At 70.6% G+C, this 22,959-nt stretch carries 20 protein-coding genes; 3 read left to right on the forward strand and 17 right to left on the reverse strand.

The window, feature by feature from the left end; translation table 11 throughout:
- Window positions 1-5: 5 nt before the first annotated feature.
- From alaS to DEI98_RS08830, 4 genes are all read right to left on the reverse strand, one after another.
- Window positions 6-2,663, reverse strand: a complete 2,658-nt coding sequence (gene alaS, locus DEI98_RS08815; protein WP_111100520.1) for an alanine--tRNA ligase — start codon at window positions 2,661-2,663, stop codon at window positions 6-8.
- 59 nt (window positions 2,664-2,722) lie between these two features.
- Window positions 2,723-2,905 carry a hypothetical protein gene (locus tag DEI98_RS08820; protein ID WP_027465751.1) on the reverse strand — a complete coding sequence of 61 codons (183 nt, stop codon included), beginning with the start codon at window positions 2,903-2,905 and terminating at the stop codon, window positions 2,723-2,725.
- Window positions 2,906-3,326: 421 nt separating this feature from the next.
- Window positions 3,327-3,956, reverse strand: coding sequence for a 30S ribosomal protein S4 (rpsD, locus tag DEI98_RS08825; RefSeq protein WP_017887166.1), 630 nt, complete (start codon window positions 3,954-3,956; stop codon window positions 3,327-3,329).
- 234 nt (window positions 3,957-4,190) lie between these two features.
- On the reverse strand, window positions 4,191-5,543 hold the full coding sequence (locus DEI98_RS08830; RefSeq protein ID WP_084740335.1) for a replication-associated recombination protein A: 1,353 nt from the start codon (window positions 5,541-5,543) through the stop codon (window positions 4,191-4,193).
- Between the two features lie 132 nt (window positions 5,544-5,675).
- On the opposite strand from DEI98_RS08830, the gene DEI98_RS08835 reads away from it, so the two are divergent.
- Window positions 5,676-6,488: a peptidylprolyl isomerase gene (locus tag DEI98_RS08835; RefSeq protein ID WP_111100521.1), complete on the forward strand. Its 813-nt coding sequence runs from the start codon at window positions 5,676-5,678 to the stop codon at window positions 6,486-6,488.
- A gap of 113 nt (window positions 6,489-6,601) precedes the next feature.
- On the forward strand, window positions 6,602-7,834 hold the full coding sequence (locus DEI98_RS08840; RefSeq protein ID WP_110864584.1) for a DUF349 domain-containing protein: 1,233 nt from the start codon (window positions 6,602-6,604) through the stop codon (window positions 7,832-7,834).
- 83 nt (window positions 7,835-7,917) lie between these two features.
- Here the strand turns inward: DEI98_RS08840 and DEI98_RS08845 are convergent, their stop codons facing one another.
- Genes DEI98_RS08845 through DEI98_RS08865 form a run of 5 tightly spaced genes read right to left on the reverse strand, consistent with a single transcriptional unit; the run spans window position 7,918 to window position 11,183 of the window.
- A complete protein-coding gene (locus DEI98_RS08845; RefSeq protein WP_111100522.1) occupies window positions 7,918-8,880 on the reverse strand; it encodes a bifunctional riboflavin kinase/FAD synthetase in 963 nt (320 codons plus the stop codon).
- 8 nt (window positions 8,881-8,888) lie between these two features.
- On the reverse strand, window positions 8,889-9,344 hold the full coding sequence (locus DEI98_RS08850) for a hypothetical protein (protein ID WP_110891558.1): 456 nt from the start codon (window positions 9,342-9,344) through the stop codon (window positions 8,889-8,891).
- A gap of 45 nt (window positions 9,345-9,389) precedes the next feature.
- Window positions 9,390-9,755: a hypothetical protein gene (locus tag DEI98_RS08855; protein ID WP_111100523.1), complete on the reverse strand. Its 366-nt coding sequence runs from the start codon at window positions 9,753-9,755 to the stop codon at window positions 9,390-9,392.
- Complete coding sequence (gene truB / locus DEI98_RS08860; protein ID WP_111100524.1) at window positions 9,752-10,714, reverse strand: tRNA pseudouridine(55) synthase TruB; 963 nt, start codon at window positions 10,712-10,714, stop codon at window positions 9,752-9,754. The genes DEI98_RS08855 and truB overlap by 4 nt, the downstream gene beginning before the upstream one ends.
- A 22-nt stretch (window positions 10,715-10,736) precedes the next feature.
- Complete coding sequence (locus DEI98_RS08865) at window positions 10,737-11,183, reverse strand: hypothetical protein (protein WP_111100525.1); 447 nt, start codon at window positions 11,181-11,183, stop codon at window positions 10,737-10,739.
- Between the two features lie 52 nt (window positions 11,184-11,235).
- On the opposite strand from DEI98_RS08865, the gene DEI98_RS08870 reads away from it, so the two are divergent.
- Window positions 11,236-12,162: an A/G-specific adenine glycosylase gene (locus tag DEI98_RS08870; RefSeq protein ID WP_375334812.1), complete on the forward strand. Its 927-nt coding sequence runs from the start codon at window positions 11,236-11,238 to the stop codon at window positions 12,160-12,162.
- Here DEI98_RS08870 and rbfA read toward each other — a convergent pair.
- The 8 genes from rbfA to DEI98_RS08910 all read right to left on the reverse strand — a co-directional run bounded on the left by rbfA (window position 12,159) and on the right by DEI98_RS08910 (window position 22,947).
- Window positions 12,159-12,635, reverse strand: a complete 477-nt coding sequence (rbfA, locus tag DEI98_RS08875) for a 30S ribosome-binding factor RbfA (RefSeq protein WP_110864589.1) — start codon at window positions 12,633-12,635, stop codon at window positions 12,159-12,161. The two genes, DEI98_RS08870 and rbfA, sit on opposite strands and share 4 nt — an antisense overlap.
- Before the next feature lie 113 nt (window positions 12,636-12,748).
- A complete protein-coding gene (gene infB / locus DEI98_RS08880; RefSeq protein WP_110864590.1) occupies window positions 12,749-15,601 on the reverse strand; it encodes a translation initiation factor IF-2 in 2,853 nt (950 codons plus the stop codon).
- 74 nt (window positions 15,602-15,675) lie between these two features.
- On the reverse strand, window positions 15,676-15,987 hold the full coding sequence (locus tag DEI98_RS08885; protein WP_031259737.1) for a YlxR family protein: 312 nt from the start codon (window positions 15,985-15,987) through the stop codon (window positions 15,676-15,678).
- Between the two features lie 68 nt (window positions 15,988-16,055).
- Window positions 16,056-17,051 (reverse strand): transcription termination factor NusA, encoded by a 996-nt coding sequence (gene nusA, locus DEI98_RS08890; RefSeq protein WP_071414715.1) that lies wholly within the window; start codon window positions 17,049-17,051, stop codon window positions 16,056-16,058.
- Between the two features lie 203 nt (window positions 17,052-17,254).
- Window positions 17,255-19,006, reverse strand: coding sequence for a proline--tRNA ligase (locus tag DEI98_RS08895; RefSeq protein ID WP_111029245.1), 1,752 nt, complete (start codon window positions 19,004-19,006; stop codon window positions 17,255-17,257).
- Window positions 19,007-19,700: 694 nt separating this feature from the next.
- Window positions 19,701-20,855: a flavodoxin-dependent (E)-4-hydroxy-3-methylbut-2-enyl-diphosphate synthase gene (gene ispG, locus DEI98_RS08900; protein WP_181437988.1), complete on the reverse strand. Its 1,155-nt coding sequence runs from the start codon at window positions 20,853-20,855 to the stop codon at window positions 19,701-19,703.
- A 56-nt stretch (window positions 20,856-20,911) separates the two neighbouring features.
- Window positions 20,912-21,472, reverse strand: coding sequence for a cysteine hydrolase family protein (locus DEI98_RS08905; RefSeq protein WP_111053972.1), 561 nt, complete (start codon window positions 21,470-21,472; stop codon window positions 20,912-20,914).
- Window positions 21,469-22,947, reverse strand: coding sequence for a cytosine permease (locus DEI98_RS08910; protein WP_111100527.1), 1,479 nt, complete (start codon window positions 22,945-22,947; stop codon window positions 21,469-21,471). Before DEI98_RS08910 ends, DEI98_RS08905 begins: the two co-directional genes overlap by 4 nt.
- Window positions 22,948-22,959: the final 12 nt, after the last annotated feature.

The following is a 22,959-nucleotide window of genomic DNA, read 5'->3' on the forward strand; positions in this document are numbered from 1 at the left end:
CACGGTCAGCCCGCGAGCCGTGCGGTCACGGCACGCAGCGCCGCGGGGAGCGCTGCTGCGTCGGTCCCGCCGCCCTGCGCCAGGTCCGGCTTGCCGCCGCCACCGCCACCGAGCACGCCGGCGGCCTCCTTCGCGAGGGGGCCCGCCTGCACGCCCGCAGCACGGGCGGCGTCGTTGGTCGCGACGATCACGATCGGCTTTCCACCGACGACCGCCCCGAGCAAGACGACCGCCGCGCCGTCACCGAGCTGGCCCCGGACGCCGGTGGCGAGCGAACGCAGGTCGTCGCCCGACTGCAGGCCGTCGACCGTCTCGGCGACCACGGTGGTGGCACCGACGGTGGTGGCGTTCCGGGCGATGGCGGGCACGCGCTGCTGCAGGTTCGCCGACTCGTACTCGGCGAGCTTCTTCTGGGCGGACCGGAGGTCCTCCATCAGGTTCTGCACGCGGGCCGGCAGGTCGGCACGGGGAGCCTTGAGCGCGCTGGAGAGCTGCGACACGATCGTGCGCTCGACGGCGAGGTCGCGGAACCCCTCGAGCCCGACCAGCGCCTCGACGCGGCGGTTCGTCGAACCGACGCTCGACTCCCCCACCAGGTTGACGAGTCCGATCTGCGCGCTCGAGGCGACGTGCGTGCCACCGCAGAGCTCGCGGGACCACGGGCCGCCGATGTCGACCATGCGGACCTCTGCGCCGTACTTCTCACCGAACAGGGCCTGCGCCCCGAGGGCCTTCGCCTCGTCGATGGGCAGGATGCGCGTGGAGACCTCGAGGTCGGTGCGGATCGCGGTGTTCACGACCTCCTCGATCTCGGAGCGCGTCTCGAGCGAGACCGGCTGTGACCACGAGAAGTCGAGGCGCATGTAGCCGGACTTGTTGTACGAACCGGCCTGCAGCGCCTCCGGCCCGAGGATGTCGCGGAGGGCCGCGTTCACCAGGTGCGTCGCGGAGTGCGCCTGGGTCGCACCGCGGCGGTACTCCGCGTCGACGACGGTGCTCGCGGCGTCACCGACGCCGACCTCACCGGAGCGGACCTGCACGGTGTGGCTCCACAGCCCGGAGACCGGTCGCTGGACGTCGAGGACCTCGAGGTCGAACCCGTTGCCGACGATCGAGCCCTGGTCGGCGTCCTGGCCGCCCGACTCGGCGTACAGCGAGGTCTCGCCGAGGATGACCTCGGCGATGTCACCGGCGACCGCACGGTCGACGCTCACACCGCCGACGATGATGCCGAGCACGCGCGTCTCGGCCTCGAGCGCGTCGTAGCCGAGGAACGTCGTCTCGCCCTTGGCCCGGAACGCGCTGTACACGCTCAGGTCGGCGATCGCGGTCTTCTTGCTCTTCGCGTCGGCCTTCGCCCGGGCACGCTGCTCGGACATCAGGGTCTCGAACGCCGTGCGGTCGACGTGGACCCCGGCTTCCTCGGCCATCTCCATCGTCAGGTCGATGGGGAACCCGAAGGTGTCGTGCAGCAGGAATGCCGTGTCGCCGCCGATCGACGGGGCGCCGTCCTGCTTCGCACGCTCGACGGCCACGTCGAGGATGGTCGTGCCCTGCGCCAGGGTGCGGAGGAAGGTCTCCTCTTCCGCGTAGGCGATGCGGGAGATCCGGTCGTAGTCGGACGCCACCTCGGGGTAGGCGTCGCGCATGGCGTCGCGGGACGCCGGGAAGAGCTCGGGGAACGTGGGCGCCTCGACACCGAGCAGGCGCATCGCGCGGACGGTGCGACGGAGCAGCCGACGGAGGATGTACCCGCGGCCCTCGTTCGACGGGCTCACGCCGTCGGCGATGAGCATCAGCGAGGAACGGACGTGGTCGGCGATGACGCGCATCCGCACGTCGTCCTCGTGCACGGCGCCGTAGCGTCGGCCGGAGATCTCGGCTGCGCGGTCGAGCACCGGGCGCACCTGGTCGATCTCGTACATGTTGTCGACGCCCTGCTTGATGAAGGCGACGCGCTCGAGCCCCATACCGGTGTCGATGTTCTTGTTCGGCAGCTCGCCAGTGATCTCGAAGTCGTACTTCGACCGCACGTCGGCGATCTGGTACTGCATGAAGACGAGGTTCCAGATCTCCACGTAGCGGTCGTCGTCCGTCGCCGGGCCACCGTCGATGCCGTACTCGGGGCCACGGTCGAAGAAGATCTCCGAGCAGGGACCCGCGGGTCCGGGCTGTCCGGTCGACCAGTAGTTGGTGTCCTTGCCGAGGCGCTGGATCCGCTCGTCGGGCAGCGACGAGTGCTGCTTCCAGAAGCCGATCGCCTCGTCGTCCTCTTCGTAGACGGTGACCCAGAGGTCGTCCGGCGAGAAGCCGAGTCCGCCGTCGGTCTCCGGGTTGGTCAGGAACTCCCAGGCGAACTGGATCGCCTGCTCCTTGAAGTAGTCGCCGAACGAGAAGTTCCCGTTCATCTGGAAGAACGTGCCGTGGCGAGGGGTCTTGCCGACCTCTTCGATGTCGTTCGTGCGGATGCACTTCTGCACGCTCGTCGCCCGCGGGAACGGCGCCGGGATGAGACCGGTCAGGTACGGGATGAACGGCACCATGCCGGCGACCGTGAAGAGGAGCGACGGGTCGTCGGAGACGAGGGACGCGGACGGGACGACGGTGTGGCCGCGGTCACCGAAGTACTGGAGCCAACGGCGGCGGATCTCTGCGGTCTGCATGGTGCTTCCTGGGTTCAGGTCGTGGGTGGAGGAGGGTCGAGGCTGCTCGGTCGGAGCGCTCAGACGTCGGTACGGAGCTCGGCCTCGCGCGACCGGTAGCCGTCCGCGACGGCTCCCGTGAAGGCCTTCGTCTTGGCGTTCACCTCGGCGAAGAGCCGGGCGCCACCGGAGGTCTGGGCGACCCGGTGTGCGACGGCGAACCCGATGACGATGCCGACGGCGACGAAGAACAGCTGCTTCACGGTGCCTCTCCCTCTGTGCACCCGGGCGGTGCATGCCCGGACAAGCTTAGTCGCCGGGCACTTCCGCGCGTCCCCGTCCGCAAGACGCCGTCGTGTCGGCAGGACGCCGCCGAAACCGGGGGCGTCTCGCGCACCCGGCGGCGCATCGATGAGAAGCCGGCGTGTTGCGGACCAACCAGGGGCCGGGCTGGAGGCCGTGCGCACGGCGCACCCCGCGCCTCCCGTCCGCCCCTGCTCACGTCCACTGCCCCACACAAGACGCCGTCGTGTCGGCAGGACGCCGCCGAAACCGGAGGCGTCTCGCGCACCCGGAGGCGCGTCGCCGAGACGACGGCGTGTTGCGAAGCGGAGGCGGTGCCGGAACGCCGAACGGCGGGTCGCCCTCGAGAGGACGACCCGCCGTTCGGGTGTGATCAGTGGATCAGCGAGCTGCGTAGTACTCGACGACGAGCTGCACTTCACAGGTCACGGGGACCTCGGCGCGCTTCGGGCGACGCACGAGGCGGGCCTGGAGCTTCTCGATCTCGACCTCGAGGTAGCCCGGGACCTTCGGGAGGACTTCCTGGTGGCCACCGGCAGCGGCGACCTGGAAGGGCTCCATCGACTCGGACTTCGCCTTGACGTGGATCAGCTGGCCCTCCTTGACGCGGAAGGAGGGGCGGTCGACGAGCTTGCCGTCGACCAGGATGTGGCGGTGCACGATCAGCTGACGGGCCTGCGCGGTGGTGCGGGCGAAGCCGGCACGGACCACGAGGGCGTCGAGGCGCTGCTCGAGGAGCTCGACCAGGTTCTCACCGGTCAGGCCCTTCGTCTTGCGGGCCTCTTCGAAGACGATGCGGAGCTGCTTCTCGCGGATGCCGTACTGGGCGCGCAGACGCTGCTTCTCACGGAGGCGGACGGCGTAGTCGCTGTCCGCACGACGGCGCGTACGGCCGTGCTCACCGGGCCCGTAGGGGCGCTTCTCGAGGTAACGGGCAGCCTTCGGCGTCAGCGGGATGCCGAGTGCGCGCGACAGGCGGGTCTTGCTGCGGGTACGTGACTTGGTAGACACAGGGTCCTTTTCTCTGTTCGAACTGAATACTCACCGGAGGCCGGGCACGCGAGTGCCGGTGGCCCCGACGACGGGATCCAGAGGGATGAGCCTGTGGGATCGGACGGCTACAGTCCGAACCTCTGCCCCCGTACCACCGGAGTGGCACTCTGTCCTCGACGCAGCCGTGCTCGAGGACCAGGACGTAGGCCCGGCAATGCTAGCAGCATCGGGGCGAGCGCAGAAGCACCGACGCTAGTGGCCGCGTGTGATCTTCCGGAGTCGTTCGAGCCGCGGCCCGACCTCGCGCTCGTAGCCGTTGGCCGTCGGCGTGTAGTACTCGGTGCCCTCGAGTGCGTCCGGCAGGTACTGCTGCTCGGCGACCCCGTGCTCGGCGTCGTGGGAGTAGACGTACCCCTTGCCGTGCCCGAGCCGCTTCGCCCCGGCGTAGTGCGCGTCGCGCAGGTGCATCGGGACCGTGCCCATGCGCCCCGCCTTGACGTCGGCCATCGCCTGGTTGATGCCGTTGTAGGCGGCGTTCGACTTCGGCGCCGTCGCCAGGTACACGACGGCCTCGGCCAGCGGGATCCGCCCCTCGGGCATCCCGATGAGCTGCACGGCCTGGGCCGCGGCGACCGCGATGGGGAGCGCCTGGGGATCGGCCATGCCGATGTCCTCGGACGCGGAGATGATGATCCGGCGCGCGATGAACCGGGAGTCCTCGCCTGCCTCGATCATCCGGGCGAGATAGTGCAGGGCCGCGTCGACGTCGCTCCCCCGCACCGACTTGATGAACGCGCTGATGACGTCGTAGTGCTCGTCGCCCTGTCGGTCGTAACGCAGCAGGGCCCGGTCGACCGCGGCCGCGACGGTGTCGGCGTCGACGACGGGCACGGTGTCGTCGTCCTCGTCCTGCGCGGCGGTGGCCGACGCCGCCGCGGCCTCGAGCGCGGTCAGGGCACGTCGGGCGTCGCCGGACGCGAGGCGGATGATCGCACTGCGGGCTTCGTCACCGAGGACGACGGCACCGCCGAGCCCGCGGGGGTCCTCCACCGCGCGGTCGACGAGCATGCCGAGGTCGGGATCGGTGAGCGGTTTGAGCGTCAGGAGCAGCGAGCGGGACAACAGGGGCGAGATGACCGAGAACGACGGGTTCTCGGTGGTGGCGGCGATCAGGATGACCCACCCGTTCTCGACGCCGGGCAGCAGGGCGTCCTGCTGGGCCTTGCTGAACCGGTGGATCTCGTCGAGGAACAGCACCGTGGTCGACCCGTACAGGTCGCGGTGGGTCAGGGCCTTCTCCATGACCTCGCGCACGTCCTTCACGCCGGCGGTCACGGCGGAGAGCTCGACGAACTCGCGACCGGACTGCCGTGCGATGGCCTGCGCCAGCGTGGTCTTGCCGGTACCGGGCGGTCCCCACAGGATGACGGAGACCCCGCCGGGGTTCTCACGCGTGCCGGTGGCGAGCTGCACCAGGGGCGAACCCCGGCCGAGCAGGTGCTGCTGACCGGCGACCTCGTCGAGGCTGGTGGGGCGCATCCGGACGGCGAGCGGGACGGAACCCTGCGCGAGACCGGCGCGACCACCCGTGGTGGGCGCGTGCATTCCCGAACGATCCGCTGCCATCCTGCAATCGTAGGCCGGTCCACCGACGCAGGCCGCGCCTCCCGCCAGGTGGTGGTGGTGACCGTTCGGCTACGCTCGTTGCACACTGCGACGAGAGGGCAGACCAGCACCGTGGCACCGAAGAACCCAGCCCGTGACAACCGAGAGGCGCGCGAGCGCCTCCGCCTCTACCAGGCCCGCCAGGGCCTCCACGAGCGGCAGCGACGCCGCCGCGTGCGGGACAACCTGATCGGTGCCGGTGCCCTCGTCCTCGTCGCGGCCCTCGCCACCGGGTCGCAGCTCGCCTTCGCCGGATCGCGAGGGTCGGACGCACCGGCCCCGAGCGCCTCTGCGTCGTCGACGGCCACGCCGTCGGCCAGCGCCACGGCCGCCAACACCGGCGACGTGCCGAGCAAGTCGATCGCGAAGGGCGCCACCTGGACCGGCACGCTCACGCTGAACAAGAGCATCGACCTCGGCATCGAGCTGGACGGTGCGAAGGCGCCGCAGGCCACGAGTGCCGAGATCTCGTTGATCCGTGAGCAGTTCTACAACGGCACCACCTGCCACCGGCTCGCCGACAGCGACGGGCTGAAGTTCCTGCAGTGCGGCTCCGCGAACGGCGACGGCACCGGCGACGCCGGCTTCGAGTACGGCCCGCTCGAGAACGTGCCGGAGGACGGCGTCTACGAGAAGGGCACCATCGCGATCGCGCGGTCGGACTCCCCGTACTCGCAGTCGACGCAGTTCTTCATCGTCTACGGGGACACCACGCTCGACGGCTCCACGGGCGGCTACACGGTCGTCGGCAAGGTCACGAGCGGGCTGTCCGAGCTCGAGTCGGAGATCGCCGCGAAGGGCATCGCGTCCCCCGGTAGCGACGGCACCGGTGAGCCGAAGGTGGCGACGAAGATCACCGACGCGACCATCGCGGAGCAGAAGTAGTCCACAACCCGTCGCACCGGTCGGGCGGCGGAGCCCGTCCGTGCAATAGGCTGACGACCTGACCGTGCCGACGGTGACGTCGGCGATGCACGACCACGATCGAGGCGAGACCTGTGGGATCTGACGAAGCAACGACCTGGGGGCGGGTCGACGAGAACGGGACCGTGTACGTCCGGTACGAAGAGACCGAACGTGCTGTCGGTGAGTACCCGGACGCCACCCCCGAAGAAGCCCTCGCCTACTTCGCGCGGAAGTACGCCGACCTCGAGGGGCAGGTGAAGATCGCCGAGCAGCGCGTCCAGCGCGGTGCGTCGGCGAACGACGTCGCCCGGACGGTCGAGCACCTGACGGCCCTGGTCGCCGACGCGCGGGTGGTGGGTGACATCAAGTCACTCGAGACCCGCGTCGGCGTCCTCGCCGAGCAGCTCGGCTCGCTCACCAAGGAGCAGGCGGAGCAGGCGCAGCAGGCCCTGCAGGACGCCCTGGCGCACCGCACCGCCCTGGTGGAGGAAGCCGAGGCACTCGCCGCGGTGGACCCCGCACGCGCGCAGTGGAAGCAGATCACGGCGCAGCTCGACGACGTGTTCGCGCGCTGGCAGCAGCACCAGCACGACGGGCCGCGGATCCCCAAGAACGAGGCCAACGACCTGTGGAAGCGGTTCCGCGCAGCGCGGTCCACCGTCGACCAGCACCGTCGTGCCTTCTACTCCGAGCTGGACGCACAGCACCGTGACGCCCGGACCCGCAAGCAGGAGCTCGTGGCGCAGGCCGAAGCCCTCGCGCCCCGCGGTTCCGACGCGATCCCGGACTACCGCCAGCTCCTCGACGACTGGAAGAACGCCGGACGTGCCGGCAAGCGCCACGACGACGCACTCTGGGCACGCTTCAAGGCCGCCGGAGACGTGCTGTTCGAGCAGCGCCACGCCGAGAGCGCAGCCGAGAACGAAGAGTTCTCCGCCAACCTCGAGGCGAAGCAGGCCCTGCTGACCGAGGCCGAGCCGCTCCTGCAGGCGACCGACCGGGTCGCCGCGCGCAAGACCCTCACCGGCATCCAGCGGCGCTGGGACGAGATCGGCAAGGTCCCCCGCGGTGACGTCCGTCGGGTCGAGGACCGCCTGCGTGCCATCGAGGACCACGTCCGTGGGCTCGAGGACGCGCACTGGAAGGAATCGAACCCGGAGCGCAAGGCCCGTCAGAACGGCCTCGCGAGCCAGCTGGAAGACGCGATCGGCAAGCTCCAGTCCGAGCTCGCCGCGGCGCAGGCCACCGGTGACGCCCGGAAGATCAAGGACGCGCAGGAAGCCCTCGATGCCCGCAAGATCTGGCTCGACGCCCTGGGCGGCTGAGCTTCCGAACCACGAACGACGCCCCCGTGACCGATCGGTCACGGGGGCGTCGTCGTGCGGGGGGAACCAGTGTGCTCGGCAGGTCAGACCGGCGCGGGCAGTCCGAGCAGCAGCCGGATGTCCAGGTCGTCCTGCCGCATCTGCGCGGCGAGCTCGTCCATCGACGAGAACTTCACCATGCCGCGCACGTACGACACGAAGAGCACCGAGATCCGATCGCCGTACAGGTCGATGTCGACGTCGAGCAGGTGCGCCTCGATCTGCTTCGCCGGCACACCCTCGAACGTCGGGTTGTTGCCGACCGACACCGCTGCCGGGTAGACGATGCCCTCGTGCAACACCCGGGCGGCGTAGACGCCGTCGGCGGGGACGAAGCCCTCGCACGCCGGGTCGAGGTTCGCGGTGGGGTACCCCATCGCCCGGCCGCGCTGGTTGCCGTGCACCACGACGCTCCGCACGGCGTGTTCCCGCCCGAGGAGTCGTGCGGCTTCGGCCACGCGGCCCTGGCCCAGGAGCTCCCGGATCCAGGTGGAGGACACCCGGCGCTCACCGTCGGGTCGGACGTCGTCGATCAGGTCCACGTCGTCGATGAGCTCGACGGTGAAGCCGTGCTGCTCCCCCAGGGTCCGCAGCAGCGCGACGTCACCGGCGCCCTTCGCACCGAAGCGGAAGTCGCTGCCGACGAAGACGAGCCGGGCGTGCAGGGTGTCGACGAGGATCTCGGACACGAACGCCTCGGGCGACTTCGACTGCAGTTCCTGGTCGAACCGGAGCAGCAGGGTGGCGTCGACCCCGGCGTCCTCGAGCAGTTCGCGGCGCTGCGCGGTGCTCGTCAGGGCCGGCGGGACGTGCGGCGGGTCGATGACGTTGAGCGGGTGGCGGTCGAACGTGACCACGGTGGCCACGAGGTCGTGCTCGCGGGCGGCACGCTCGAGGTGTGCGATGACGGCTCGGTGCCCGACGTGCACGCCGTCGAACTTGCCGATGGTGACGGCGCTCGGGCCGAACCCGTCCGCCACGTCGGCGGTGTCCTCGTAGAACTGCACGGTGGCTCCTACTCGCTCGCCGGGGCGGTGGACGAGGACGCAGCCGGTGCCGACGGCTCGGTGACCGCGGTGCGGTGGTGCTTGCGGAGCCACCAGAGCCCGGCGATCGGCAGCACGAGCGGCGCGAAGGCGTAGCCCAAGCCGTAGTACGACCAGATGGTGTCGTCGGGGAACAGCTGGCGGTCGAACAGCGACAGGGTGCCGATGACGAGCACGCCGGTCATCTCGAACACGATCGTGACGCAGGCGACCCGGTACCAGAACCGGCCGGGCACGATGAGGGCGATCATCGCGACGATGTAGACGACCGCAGCGACGGCACTGAGTGTGTACGCGAACGGTGCGAACGAGAACTTCTCGATGATCTGCACGACGCTGCGTCCGGTCGCCGCCAGCGCGAGGATGCCGTACACGGCGATGAGGACGCGGCCGATGCCGGTCGCGAGTGAGGATCTGGTCGCCATTGCACCGATTCTACCGACGCGCGGCTGCGCGCATGACCTCCGGCGTCAGTTCAGCGCGAACCAGATCTGGTACATCCGGTAGACCATCACCGCGACGGTGAAGGCCCCCGCGCCGAGCACCACGGTGCTCCACTTCGTGCGGTCGATCAGTGCCCACACGACCGCGGCCGGTGGGACGAGCAGCACCGAAACGGCGTACACGCCGAACTCGAGCGCGTTGCCGTCGGGCGGGCTGCCCGTCGCCGGCAGCACGATCGAGATGACGCCCTGCGCAAGGAGCAGCAACTCGATGAGCACGAGGGCGCCGACGGTGTAGTCGTTCGGCTTCCAGCCGATGAACCCCACGACGACCGCGAAGAACCCCACCACGACGGCGAGCACCAGCTGCACCCACATGTACCACTCGATCACGCGCGGGCTCCGGTCTGCGAGGAGGACGACGCTCCGGGCGTCGGGAAGTTCGTGATGACCCGGAGCAGCCCCCGGCGGACGGAGACGAGGCCGACCAGCCGGTCGTCGGGCCCGGTGACCGCTGCCACCGGTCCGTCCGAGTCGGGGTGCTCGGCCGCGACACGCTTGCCGTCGGTGAGGTCCTTCGCCGAGGCTGCGTCGAGCGTCACCGACGAGAAGAGTCGCCGGGCGATGTCCGCCGGACGTGCGAGCGCGGCGCGGACGTCGACGGCGTCGTCCTCGAGGTCGATGGCGTCCTGCACGTCGAACGGTCCGACGCGGGTCCGACGGAGGGCGACGAGGTGCGCCCCGGTGCCGAGGGCAGCGCCGACGTCACGGGCGAGCGCGCGGACGTAGGTGCCCGACGAGCAGGTCACGACGACGTCGAGGTCCACCACGGCGACGTCGGTGCCGTCGACGGCGACGGTCCGCTCGTTCCGCGTGGTGACGTCGAACTGCGAGACGGTCACCGTGCGGGACTTGAGCTCCACCGCCTCGCCCTTGCGCGCCAGGTCGTAGGCGCGGCGCCCGTCGACCTTGATCGCGCTGACCGTGGAAGGGACCTGGTCGATCACGCCCCGCTGTGCTGCGACGGCGGTCTCGACGGCGTCGTCCGAGACGTCGGCAGTTCCCACACCGACAGCAGCGGTCGGGGTGCCGTCGGCGTCGTCGGAGTCCGTGGAGACACCGAGCCGGATGGTCGCCGTGTAGGTCTTGTCAAGGCCCACCAGGTGCGTCAGCAACCGGGTGGACGGCCCGATGCCGAGCAGCAGCAGCCCCGTCGCCATGGGGTCGAGGGTGCCGGCGTGGCCGACCTTCTTCAGGCCGAGGCGCCGACGGGCGATGGAGACCACCCGGTGGCTGGAGATCCCCTGCGGTTTGTCGACGAGGAGGATGCCGTCCGGCGCGGTTTCGAGCACCAGGCGAGATTACCAGCGCCGGTCAGCAGGCGTCGTTCCACTCGCGGCGGGGGTGCTCGGGATCGGTGACGTCGAGCACGGCGGAGGCCGCGATCTTCACGTCGGCGCGGCGCTCGAGTCGGCCGGACTCCTGCTCGACCCACAGCGACCAGCGCCACAGGGTACGGACCCCGGGGGCCAGGATGCCCCGCCCGTGCACGATCAGGACACCGTCACCGGCTCCGGTCGTGCGGAAGGGCGTCACCAGGTCGGACCGGAGCGTGTCCTGGTCGGCGGACGGCGCGGCGGCGGCCATCGCGGAGACACCGTGCCGCTCGAAACCGGTGACGAGCGCGGCCGCGACCCGTTCGAGGTCGGTGCCGTCCTGCCCGTCGACGCCGATGACCGTGCGGTTCGTGCCGACCTGCGCGATCGCCTCTGCGGCGATCGCAGCCATCGTGTCGGTCTCTTCGGGTGCCCAGCGTGCCATGCGTCCACCGTAGGCTGTCGAGGTGAACGCGAGTCGGGCCTCCAGACCGGATGTGGACAAACCGACCGCGCGAGGCGGTGTGCAGGAGTCGACCACGCCGGAACGGCCCGACATCGCGACCCCGCTGATCGCGTGGTTCCGGCAGCAGGCTCGGGACCTGCCGTGGCGCCGCCCCGGCTTCCCCGCGTGGGGGACGCTCGTCAGCGAGATCATGCTGCAGCAGACGCAGGTCGCGCGCGTGGTCCCCCGACTGGAGGCGTGGCTCACCCGGTGGCCGACGCCTCGCGACCTCGCGGACTCGCCCCCGTCCGAGGCGGTGCGTGCCTGGGACCGGCTCGGCTACCCGAGACGCGCGCTCGCGCTGCACGCGGCGGCGACCGCCATCGCGACCCACCACGGCAACGTCGTGCCCCGCGACGTCGACGCCCTGCTCGCCCTGCCGGGCATCGGCGACTACACCGCCCGCGCCGTCGCGGTCTTCGCGTACGGCGACCGGCACCCGGTCGTGGACGTCAACGTGCGCCGCGTGCTCGCACGTGCGGTCCTCGGCCAGGGCGAACCCGGGCCGGCGAAGGCGAAGCAGGACCTCCCGCTGATGGAGTCCGTGCTGCCGGCGGACCGCGACGACGCAGCTGTCACGAACGCCGCCGTGATGGAGCTCGGCGCGCTCGTGTGCGTGTCCCGCTCCCCCGCGTGCGATGCGTGCCCGATCGCGGACCGCTGCGCGTGGCGTGCGGCCGGGTACCCGGAGCACGACGGGCCGAGGGCTCCGCGGCAGGCGAAGTTCGCCGGCAGTGACCGCCAGGTGCGCGGCCTGATCATGGCCGAGCTGCGCGCCAGCGACGTGCCGGTCACCCGGTCCGAGATCGAACCGGTGTGGCCGGACGCCGACCAACGGGACCGGGCGCTCGCGTCGCTCCTGCGTGACGGGCTGGCCGTCGGGGACGACGCGAGCGGCTACCAGCTGCCCGGGGTCTAGGAACGCGGCTCGGCGGAGCCGTCGGTCTCGGCCGCGTCGTCGTCGGCGTCGTCGTCCTCGTCGCGCTTGTACGGGTCGGCGTCCCCGGCGTACGTCGCACCGACCGAGGCTGCGCGGACCTGCTCGTCGCGCACCTGGGCCTGCACGAGCAGGTCCTCCATGTGCGCCGAGGTCTCGGGCAGGGCGTCGGCGATGAACTCGAGCGACGGCGTGAGCCGGGCGGTGATGTTCTTGCCGACCTCGGACCGGAGCATGCCGGTCGCGGCCTTGAGCGCCGCGGCGGAGTCCGCACGCTCCTCGTCGGTGCCGTAGACGGTGTAGAAGATCGACGCGTGCTGCAGGTCACCGGTCACACGGACGTCGGTGATCGTGACGAACCCGAGTCGCGGGTCCCGCAGACCCTTGTCGAGTCGACGTGCGACGACTTCCTTGATGCGGTCCGCCATCTTGCGTGCGCGCTGCGGATCGGCCATTGGGTGCCTCCTGAGGCAGTGGCGGGACGCTTCCCGCCGGTGGTCCTGCGTGGGAAAGGGGTCGGGCCCCGGCCTCCCGCGTGGGGAGGCCGGGGCCCAGAGGAGTCACGCGATCAGTCGCGCGGCTTCTCGACGAGTTCGGTCGTCTCGACCTCGTCGCCGATCTGGATGTCGTTGAACTTGCCCAGACCGATACCGGCTTCGAAGTCCGTGCGGACCTCGGTCACGTCGTCCTTGAAGCGACGCAGTGACTCGATGGCCAGGCCATCGGCGACCACCACACCCTCGCGGATGACGCGCGCCTTGGCGTTGCGCGTGATCGTGCCGGAGCGGACGATGACACCCGCGATGTTGCCGAACTTCGAGGAACGGAACACCTCGCGGATCTCGGCGACGCCCGACTGGACCTCTTCGTACTCGGGCTTGAGCATGCCCTTGAGGGACTGCTCGATGTCGTCGAGTGCGTTGTAGATGACCGAGTAGAAGCGCACGTCGATGCCTTCGCGCGCCGCACGCTCACGGGCCTTGACGTCCGGACGGACGTTGAAGCCGATGACGATGGCGTTGTCGATCGTGGCGAGGTCGATGTCCGACTCCGTGATCGCACCGACACCGCGGTGCAGGATGCGGAGCTGGACGCTGTCGTCGACCTCGATGTCCAGGAGCGACTGCTCGAGTGCCTCGACGGCACCGGAGACGTCACCCTTGATGATGAGGTTGAGCGACTCGACCTTGCCCTCTTCGAGCGCACGGGTGAAGTCCTCGAGCGAGATGCGCTTGCGCGACTTCGCCAGCAGGGCGTTGCGCTCGGCGGCTTCACGCTTCTCAGCGATCTGACGCGCCGTGCGGTCCTCTTCGGTGACGAGGAAGGTGTCACCGGCGCGGGGCACCGAGGACAGACCCTGCACCTGGACCGGACGGCTCGGCGTCGCGGCCTTGACCGCGACCCCGTTCTCGTCCGTCATCGCACGGACTCGGCCGTAGGCCGTGCCCGCCACGATGGCGTCACCGACGTGGAGCGTGCCGGACTGGATGAGGACCGTGGCGACTGCACCGCGACCCTTGTCGAGCCGGGCCTCGATCGCGACACCACGGGCGTCCTTGTCGGGGTTCGCACGCAGGTCGAGACCGGCGTCCGCGGTGAGCAGCACGGCGTCCAGGAGCTCCTGGATGCCGATGTTCTGCCGCGCCGACACGTCGACGAACATGACGTCGCCGCCGTACTCCTCGGCCACCAGGTTGTACTCGGTGAGCTGCTGGCGGACCTTGGCGGGGTTCGCGCCTTCCTTGTCGATCTTGTTGACCGCGACGACGATCGGCACACCGGCCGACTGCGCGTGGTTCAACGCCTCGATGGTCTGCGGCATGATGCCGTCGTCCGCCGCGACCACGAGGATCGCGATGTCCGTCACCTGGGCACCACGGGCACGCATGGCTGTGAAGGCTTCGTGACCCGGGGTGTCGATGAAGGTGATCGGGCGGTCGATGCCCTCGTGCTGCGCGACGATCTGGTAGGCACCGATGTGCTGGGTGATGCCACCGGCCTCGCCCTCGACGACCTTCGAGTTGCGGATCGCGTCGAGGAGGCGGGTCTTGCCGTGGTCGACGTGACCCATGACGGTGACCACCGGCGGCCGCTGCTGCAGCACGTCGTCGTCTTCGTCCTCGAGTTCTGCGTCGAGGTCGATGTCGAAGCCCTCGAGGAGCTCCTTGTCCTCGTCCTCGGGCGAGACGATCTGGATCTTGTAGCCCAGCTCGTCACCGAGGACCTCGAACGTCGCCTCGTCCAGCGACTCGGTCGCGGTCGCCATCTCACCGAGGTGGAACAGCACCGTCACGAGGTTGCCGGGCATGGCGTCGATCTTGTCCGCGAAGTCCGAGATGCTCGCACCACGACGGAGTCGGACGACCGTGTTGCCGTCGCCACGAGGGACCTGCACACCGCCGAGCGACGGTGCCTGACGCATCTCGTACTCGGCGCGCTTCGTCCGCTTCGACTTGCGGGCACGGCTCTTGCCGCCACCGCGACCGAACGCACCGGCGGTACCACCACCGGGGCCACGACCACGGCCACCGCCACCGGCGGGACGCGGGCCGCTGAAGGCCGGACGCGGGAAGCCGCCACCGGCACCGCCGCCGGCACCCGGACGGGCACCGGGGCCGCCACGGCCACCACCCTGGCCCGGGCGCTGCCCGAAGCCGTTGGGACGGTTGCCCTGACCGGGACCACCCGGACGCGGAGCACCCGGACGGGGCGTGCCCGGACGCGGGGGCTGCGGACGCGGGATGCCACCGCCACCGGCTGCGCCGGCGGCCGGGCGCTGGCCCATGCCCTGGTTGGACGAGTACGGGTTGTTGCCGGGGCGCGGCGGGCGCGAGCCCATGCCCTGGTTCGACGAGTACGGGTTGTTGCCCGGACGTGCACCGGGCTTGGGGCCACCCGGCTTCGGACCGGCTGCCGCGGGAGCCTTCGGGCTGGTGCCCGGCTTCACGGCGTCGGACTTCGGAGCAGCGTCGGTCGACCCGCCTGCCTGCTCGGCGGCCTGCTTCTCAGCGGCCTGCTTCTCGGCACGGGCCTTCTGCGCGGCCTCGGCCTCGGCCTGTCGCTGGGCGACGGACTTCGGTGCGGCCGGTGCGGGGACGTCGGCAGCGGGTGCTGCCGGGGCCTCGGGCTCGGGAGCCGGTGCCGGACGAGCCGGACCCGGACGGGGACCGCCGGGCTTGGGTGCACTCGACTTCGGCGCGCTGGCCTTGGCGGGTGCGCTCGGCGCGGAGGCCGAGGCGGCGGGCTTCGCCGCGGGGGCACCGTCTGCCTGGAGGGCGGCACGGAGCTTCCGTGCCACGGGGGGCTCGATGCTCGAGCTGGCACCCCGGACGAACTCGCCGAGCTCCTTGAGCTTCTCGAGTGCGGTCTTGCTGTCGACGCCGAGTTCGCTTGCGATCTCGTGTACGCGTGGTTTAGCCACTGTTCTCCTTCACGGGTCCCACCCCGTGAAGGGGCAGGACTCAATGGATGACGGGTCTCATTTCGAGCCGTTCATCAGTTGTCCATAAGCCGTTCAGCCTGTTCTGTCATGTCCGGGCGCTCGGCCGGTTCCTGTGGGAGACCGACGATGTGGTCGAGCACCGCGGACGTGTCGGGATCGCGATCCAACCGGAGCGCACGGCGGAAAGCCCTGCGCTTGACGGCCAGATCGTAGGCATCGACGGTCGGTGTGAGCCACGCTCCCCGGCCCGGCATGACTGCCTTCGGATCCGCCACGACACGGCCATCGCTCAGGGCGACGACTCGGAGGAGGGAGGATCGGGAAGCGCGACGACGACTGCCGATGCACGTTCTGACGGGAACCACTCTACTCCTTGCCTCGGACGTGCGCGATCCGGCGCGCCCTCGCAGGGCGCGCCGGGAGCGAAATCGTCCTAGTCCTCGCCGTCCAGGATGGAGTCCGGCTGGATGTCGATGCGGGCACCGGTGAGCTTCGCGGCGAGGCGGGCGTTCTGCCCCTCCTTGCCGATCGCGAGCGACAGCTGGTAGTCCGGCACGAGCGCGCGGACGGCCTTCGTCGAGGCATCGAGCACGAATGCGCTCGTCACCTTGGCAGGCGACAGGGCGCTCGCGACGAACGATGCAAGGTCGGACGAGTAGTCGACGATGTCGATCTTCTCGGCACCGAGCTCGTTCGTGACCGCACGGACACGTGCGCCGAGCTCGCCGATGCAGGCACCCTTCGCGTTCACGCCGGGCTCGTTCGCCTTGACGGCGATCTTCGTGCGGTGGCCGGCCTCGCGGGCGAGCGAGGTGATCTCGACGACACCGGACGCGATCTCCGGGACCTCGAGTGCGAAGAGCTTCCGGACGAGGCCCGGGTGGGTGCGCGACACGATGATCTGCGGGCCCTTGTTGCCACGGGCGACGCTCGTCACGTAGACGCGGATGCGGGAGCCGTGCTTGTACGACTCCCCCGGCACCTGCTCTTCGGGCGGCAGGATCGCCTCGATCGTGCCGAGGTCGACGTGCACCATCTTCGGGTTCGGGCCCTGCTGGACCACGCCCGCGACGATGTCGCCTTCCTTGCCGCGGAACTCGCCGAGGATCTTGTCGTCGCCGATGTCGCGCAGGCGCTGGTTGATGACCTGCTTCGCCGCGAAGGCTGCGATGCGTCCGAAGTCGCTCGGCTGGTCGACGGCTTCACCGATGACGGTGCCCTCGTCGTCCAGCTCGGGGACGTAGACGCTGACCTCGCCGGACTTGCGGTCGAGCTCCACACGCGACTGCGCGTGGGCCGGCTCGCCGTTCTCGTCGGCGTGCTTCTGGTAGGCGGTCAGGATGGCAGATTCGATGATCTGGACGAGCTCGTCGAACGGGATCTCCCGCTCGCGCTCCATGAGTCGCAGGACTGCGAGATCGATCTTCACCGAGGTGCCTCCGTATTCAGATGAGTCGCTCCTGCGGGGTGGAACTGCGCAGAAGTCGGCCACAAGCGTACCCCAGAACCAGGAGACGGACAGGAGGCCCGTGGCGACGTCGCACCCCGCCCTCGCAGGCTCGGTCGGCGCCCCCCGCGTGACGCTGGCGCGTCACCGCTGAGCGGGGCGCGCCCGTCCGTCAGGCGTCGCGTCTAGATCGCGCGGACCGCGTCGAGCAGCTCGGCCACAGGCACGTCGCGGCGGTCGCCGGTCGCGCGGTCCCACAGCTCGACGACGCCCTCGGCGGCGCCGCGACCGGCGACGACGACGATCGGCATGCCGAGCAGTTCGGCGTCACGGAGCTTCACGCCGGGCGAGACCTTGGGGCGGTCGTCGTACAGCACGTCGAACCGCTCGCCCTCGAGCTCGGCGACGACGGAAGCCGCCAGCTCGTAGGCGACCTGGTCACGGCCGGTGGCGACGATGTGCACGTCGAACGGCGCGACGTTCTTCGGCCAGACCAGGCCCTTCTCGTCGTTGTGGGACTCGGCCAGGATCGCGAGGATGCGGGTCACGCCGATGCCGTACGAGCCCATCGTGACCGTCGCGAGCTTGCCGTTCTCGTCCTGCACCTTGAGACCGAGCGCCTCGGCGTACTTCCGGCCGAGCTGGAAGACGTGCCCGATCTCCATGCCGCGCGCGGTCTCGAGCGGGCCGGAGCCGTCCGGGGACGGGTCACCGGCACGGACGTCGGAGACCTCGACGACACCGTCGGCCACGAAGTCACGGCCGGCGACGAGGCCGGAGACGTGCACGCCGCGCTCGTTGGCGCCGGTGATCCAGCTCGTACCGTCGACCACACGGGGGTCGACGAAGTAGCGCAGGCCGGTGGCGCTGTCGGCGCCGAGGACCTGCGGGCCGATGTAGCCCTTCACCAGGCCCCGGTGCTTCTTGAAGTCGTCGTCGCCGGCGGCCTCGACCTCGGCCGGGGCGAACGACACCTCGGCGCGCTTCAGGTCGACGTCACGGTCACCGGGCAGGCCGACGACCACGACCTCGCGCGTGCCGTCGAGGTGGGTGAGCGCGAGGACGACGTTCTTCAGCGTGTCCGCCGCGGTCCACGGTGCACCCTCGCGCGGCGCGACCTGGTTCGCGTGGGCGACGAGCGTGTCGATCGTCGGGGTGTCCGACGCCGGCAGCAGCACGGGCTCCGGCTGGCCCTCGATCGGCAGCGACTCGGGGACGGGGGTGACGTACGCCTCGACGTTGGCCGCGTAGCCGCCGGCGCTGCGGACGAAGGTGTCCTCGCCGACGCCGATCGGGTGCAGGAACTCCTCGGACTTGGAGCCGCCCATCGCGCCGGCGTCGGCCTTGACGATGACGTAGTCGAGGCCGAGGCGGGCGAAGATCTTCTCGTACGCGTCGCGCATGACCTGGTAGCTGCGCTCGAGGCCCTCGTCGGTGAGGTCGAACGAGTACGCGTCCTTCATGGTGAACTCGCGGCCGCGCAGGAGCCCGGCACGGGGCCGGGCCTCGTCGCGGTACTTGTCCTGGATCTGGAACAGCGTGACCGGCAGGTCCTTGTAGGACGAGTACAGGTCCTTCACCAGGAGCGCGAACATCTCCTCGTGCGTGGGGGCGAGCAGGTAGTCGGACCCCTTGCGGTCCTGCAGGCGGAACATGCCGTCGCCGTACTCGGTCCAGCGGTTCGTCGCCTCGTACGGCTCACGGGGCAGGAGCGCGGGCAGCAGGACCTCCTGCGCACCGGCTGCGACCATCTCGTCGCGGATGATCGCCTCGATCTTGGCGCGCACCCGGAGGCCGAGCGGCAGCCAGGCGAAGATCCCCGGGGACTGGCGACGGACGTACCCGGCGCGGACGAGCAGCTTGTGGCTCGTCACCTCGGCGTCGGAGGGGTCGTCGCGGAGCGTACGGAGGAACAGATGCGAAAGCCGTGTGACCACGGGGCAAGCCTAGTGGCGACGGGCCGACGGCGCGGGTTCGCTGCGGTGTCCCCGCCGCTGGGCGCGAGCGGCGCGGTTCGGCACGGTGCGCGGTTCGCCGGCTCGTGCGGCGCCAGCCGCTGCGTGCGCGCCTGCAGGCTCGCACCGGGCGATCAACCCGGCGGCCGCTCGCGAAGTCCGCACTGTGCGGAGGGGACGCGCGTCGAGCAGCCGCAGCGAGCCTCCGAGCCGGTCCGCGGTGCGTCGCCCGCGTCGGCCGCGCCGCGGGCGACGCGGAGCGGAGCCGCACGGTGCGAGGTTCGTCGGCCGGTGCGGCGGCAGCCGCTGCGTGCGCGCCTGCTGCCTCGCACGGGGCGGTCAATCCGGCGGCCCGCTCGCGAAGTCCGCACCGTGCGGAGGGGATGCGCGTCGAGCAGCCGCAACGGGCCTCCGCGGCGTTCCCCGGTCCGGCACGCGCGTCGCGGGCGCCGCCGGCGACGCGGAGCAGAGCTGCACGGTGCGAGGTTCATCGGCCGGTGCGGCACCAGCCGCTCCGTGCGCGCCTGCAGGCTCGCACGGGGCGATCAACGCGGCACGGAAGCGCGAAGCACGCACCGTGCCGACCGGCGCTGGCGCCGGCACCAGCACCGCACGACGACGGACCGGAGGCCCGGTGCCAGCTGGCACCGGGCCTCCGGTCGGAGGGTGGTCGCGCCTACGGCGCCATGATCACCTGGGGCGTGCCGGTGGCGGCGGCCGGACCCATCTCGTCCGCGATGCGGTTCGCCTCGTTGATGAGCGTCTGGACGATCTCGGCCTCGGGCACGGTCTTGACGACCTGGCCCTTGACGAAGATCTGCCCCTTGCCGTTGCCCGAAGCGACGCCGAGGTCGGCCTCGCGCGCCTCGCCCGGGCCGTTCACGACGCAGCCCATGACGGCGACGCGGAGCGGGACGGTCATGCCCTCGAGCCCCTTGGTGACGTCGTTCGCGAGCTGGTAGACGTCGACCTGCGCGCGACCGCAGCTCGGGCAGGAGACGATCTCGAGCTTGCGCTCGCGCAGGTTGAGCGACTGCAGGATCTGCAGGCCGACCTTGACCTCTTGCGCGGGCGGGGCGGAGAGCGACACGCGGATGGTGTCGCCGATGCCCTCGGCCAGCAGGATGCCGAACGCGGTGGCGCTCTTGATCGTGCCCTGGAACTCCGGGCCGGCCTCGGTCACGCCGAGGTGCAGCGGCCAGTCACCGGCGGCGGCGAGCTGCCGGTAGGCCTTGACCATCACGATCGGGTCGTTGTGCTTGACCGAGATCTTGAAGTCGTGGAAGTCGTGCTCCTCGAACAGGGAGGCTTCCCACACCGCGGACTCGACGAGCGCCTCGGGGGTGGCCTTGCCGTACTTCTGCAGCAGGCTCGGCTCGAGCGACCCCGCGTTCACGCCGATGCGGAGCGAGACGCCTGCGTCCTTGGCGGCCTTGGCGATCGCGCCGACCTGGTCGTCGAACTTGCGGATGTTGCCCGGGTTGACGCGGACGGCGGCACAGCCGGCGTCGATCGCCTGGAAGACGTACTTCGGCTGGAAGTGGATGTCGGCGATCACGGGGATCTGCGACTTCTTCGCGATGATCGCCAGCGCGTCGGCGTCGTCCTGCGTGGGGACGGCGACCCGGACGATGTCGCAGCCCGACGCCGTGAGTTCGGCGATCTGCTGCAGCGTCGCGTTGATGTTGGTGGTCTGCGTCGTGGTCATCGACTGCACGGACACCGGGGCGTCGCCGCCCACGAGCACCTTGCCGACCCGGATCTGCCGCGACTTGCGACGCGGAGTGAGGGTTTCGGGGGACTTGGGCATACCGAGGTTGACTGCGGGCACGTGAGCACTCTACGCGCTCGGTCTGACCGTGCCGGGTCCGGTCCCCGTGCGTCCGTTCAGAGCTCCCTGACCGAGTCGACGACCGTGATGAGCGGGGCGTAGAGCCGCATCACCGCGAGCGCTCGGTCGTGGTCCTCGTCGGTGGCGCCGGCGCAGGCGTCCGCCACGACGGTCACCGTCGCACCCGCGTCGGCCGCCGCCAGCGCGGTCGACAGCACGCAGCAGTCGGTCGACACCCCCGTGAGCACCAGGTGCGGGTGGTCGCCGACGACGGCCTGGAGGCTCGTCCCCCACTTGCCGAAGGTCGGTTCCGTCACGACGGGGTCGTTCCGGTCCGCTGCCGCCGACGCGAACGGCTCGGTGAGCGCGTACAGCGGGTCGGCGTCCGGCACCAGTGCGAAGGGCCAGTCGCGGTAGTACGGCACCCACGCACCCTCGGGCTCCGCCGGAGCCACGAAGCGGGTGAAGACCGTGCGGCCCGTGAACCGCGGGAGGAGCCGCTCGATGCCGGCGCCGGCGTGGTCGTACCGCGGGGCGGCCCACGGGTTCTCGCCCGTGAAGACCTGCTGCATGTCGATGACCACGAGCCAGGCGTCGTCGGGGATCTCCGCGCTCATCGCAGGTCGTCCGGGGTGGCGAGTGCTTCCTGGCGGCGGATCGAGCCGCGAGCGAACAGCAGCGTGCCGAGGAAGCCGACGACCAAGGCGACGAGGACGCCGAGGTTCGCGTAGGCCCACGGCCCCTCGCGGCCACCGAGGCCGAACGGGCCGAGCAGGTAGCCCTGCCAGTTGAGCCAGGCCGGGACGCCGTAGGTGTTCGTCACCAGGCCCCACCCGAGCACGGTACCGAGCACGACGAGCGCGATGGGCAGCCACCGGACGTCGCCGTAGCGCCCGCGGCGGTCGTCGAGCTCGGCTTCCGCGTAGGCGCGTCGACGGAGCAGGACGTCGGCGACGAAGATCCCGGCCCACGCGGCGATCGGGACGCCGAGGGTCACGAGGAAGGCCTGGAACGGCGAGATGAAGTCCTGCGCGAAGAAGGCGACGTAGACCGCACCGGCGACCATGGTCACACCGTCGACGCCCGCGGCCGCCGGACGCGAGATCTTCACGCCGACGCTCAGCAGTGCGAGGCCCGACGAGTAGATGTCGAGGACGGCTCCCCCGACGAGCCCGAGGATCGCCACGATCGCGAACGGGATGAGGAACCAGACCGGGAGCAGCGTCGTGAGCGCGCCGATCGGGTCGGCTCCGATCGCGTCGTTCAGGTCCGGTGACGACCCTGCAAGCATCACGCCGATCACCACGAGGACCGCCGGTGCGAGGGCACCGCCGAACGTCGTCCAGCCGACGACCCCGCCCGTCGAGGCATTCCGTGGCAGGTACCGCGAGTAGTCAGCGGCGGCGTTCACCCAGCCGAGTCCGAACCCGGTCATCACGAGGACGAGCGCCCCGATGACGTTCTGCCCGCTGCCGGACGGCAGGGCACCGAGCGCTGCGAAGTCGATGGTCGGCGCGGCGAGCACGATGTAGACGACGGTCAACACGGCGGTGACGACGGTGATCACGGTCTGCAGGCGCATGATGACGTCGAACCCGGCGATGCCGGCTCCGACGATCAGTGCGGCGACCACGATGAGCGCGACGATCTTCGTCAGCACCCCGCCGTCCCAGCCGAGCTCGGTGAACACCGTCGAGGTCGCCAGGACCGCCAGGGCGGCGAGCGAGGTCTCCCACCCGACGGTGAGGATCCAGCTGAGGAACGAGGGCACCCGGTTGCCCCGCACGCCGAAGGCCGCGCGGCTCAGCACCATCGTCGGCGCGGACCCGCGTTTGCCGGCGATCGCGACGACGCCGCACAGCAGGAACGAGAACACCACCCCGATCACCGAGACGATCGTCGCCTGGGCCAGCGAGATGCCGAAACCGAGGACGAAGGAGCCGTAGCTCAGGCCGAGCACGGAGATGTTGGCGGCGAACCACGGCCAGAACAGTCCCCGTGGGGTGCCCTTCCGATCGGACTCGGCGATGACGTCGAGGCCCTGGCGCTCGACGGTGCGAACCTCGGGAGGGTTCGGGGCGGCTGTGGTCATCCGCTGAGCGTA

The sequence above is a fragment of the Curtobacterium sp. MCLR17_034 genome (assembly GCF_003234485.1).
In the GTDB taxonomy this organism is placed as follows: Bacteria; Actinomycetota; Actinomycetes; order Actinomycetales; family Microbacteriaceae; genus Curtobacterium; species Curtobacterium flaccumfaciens.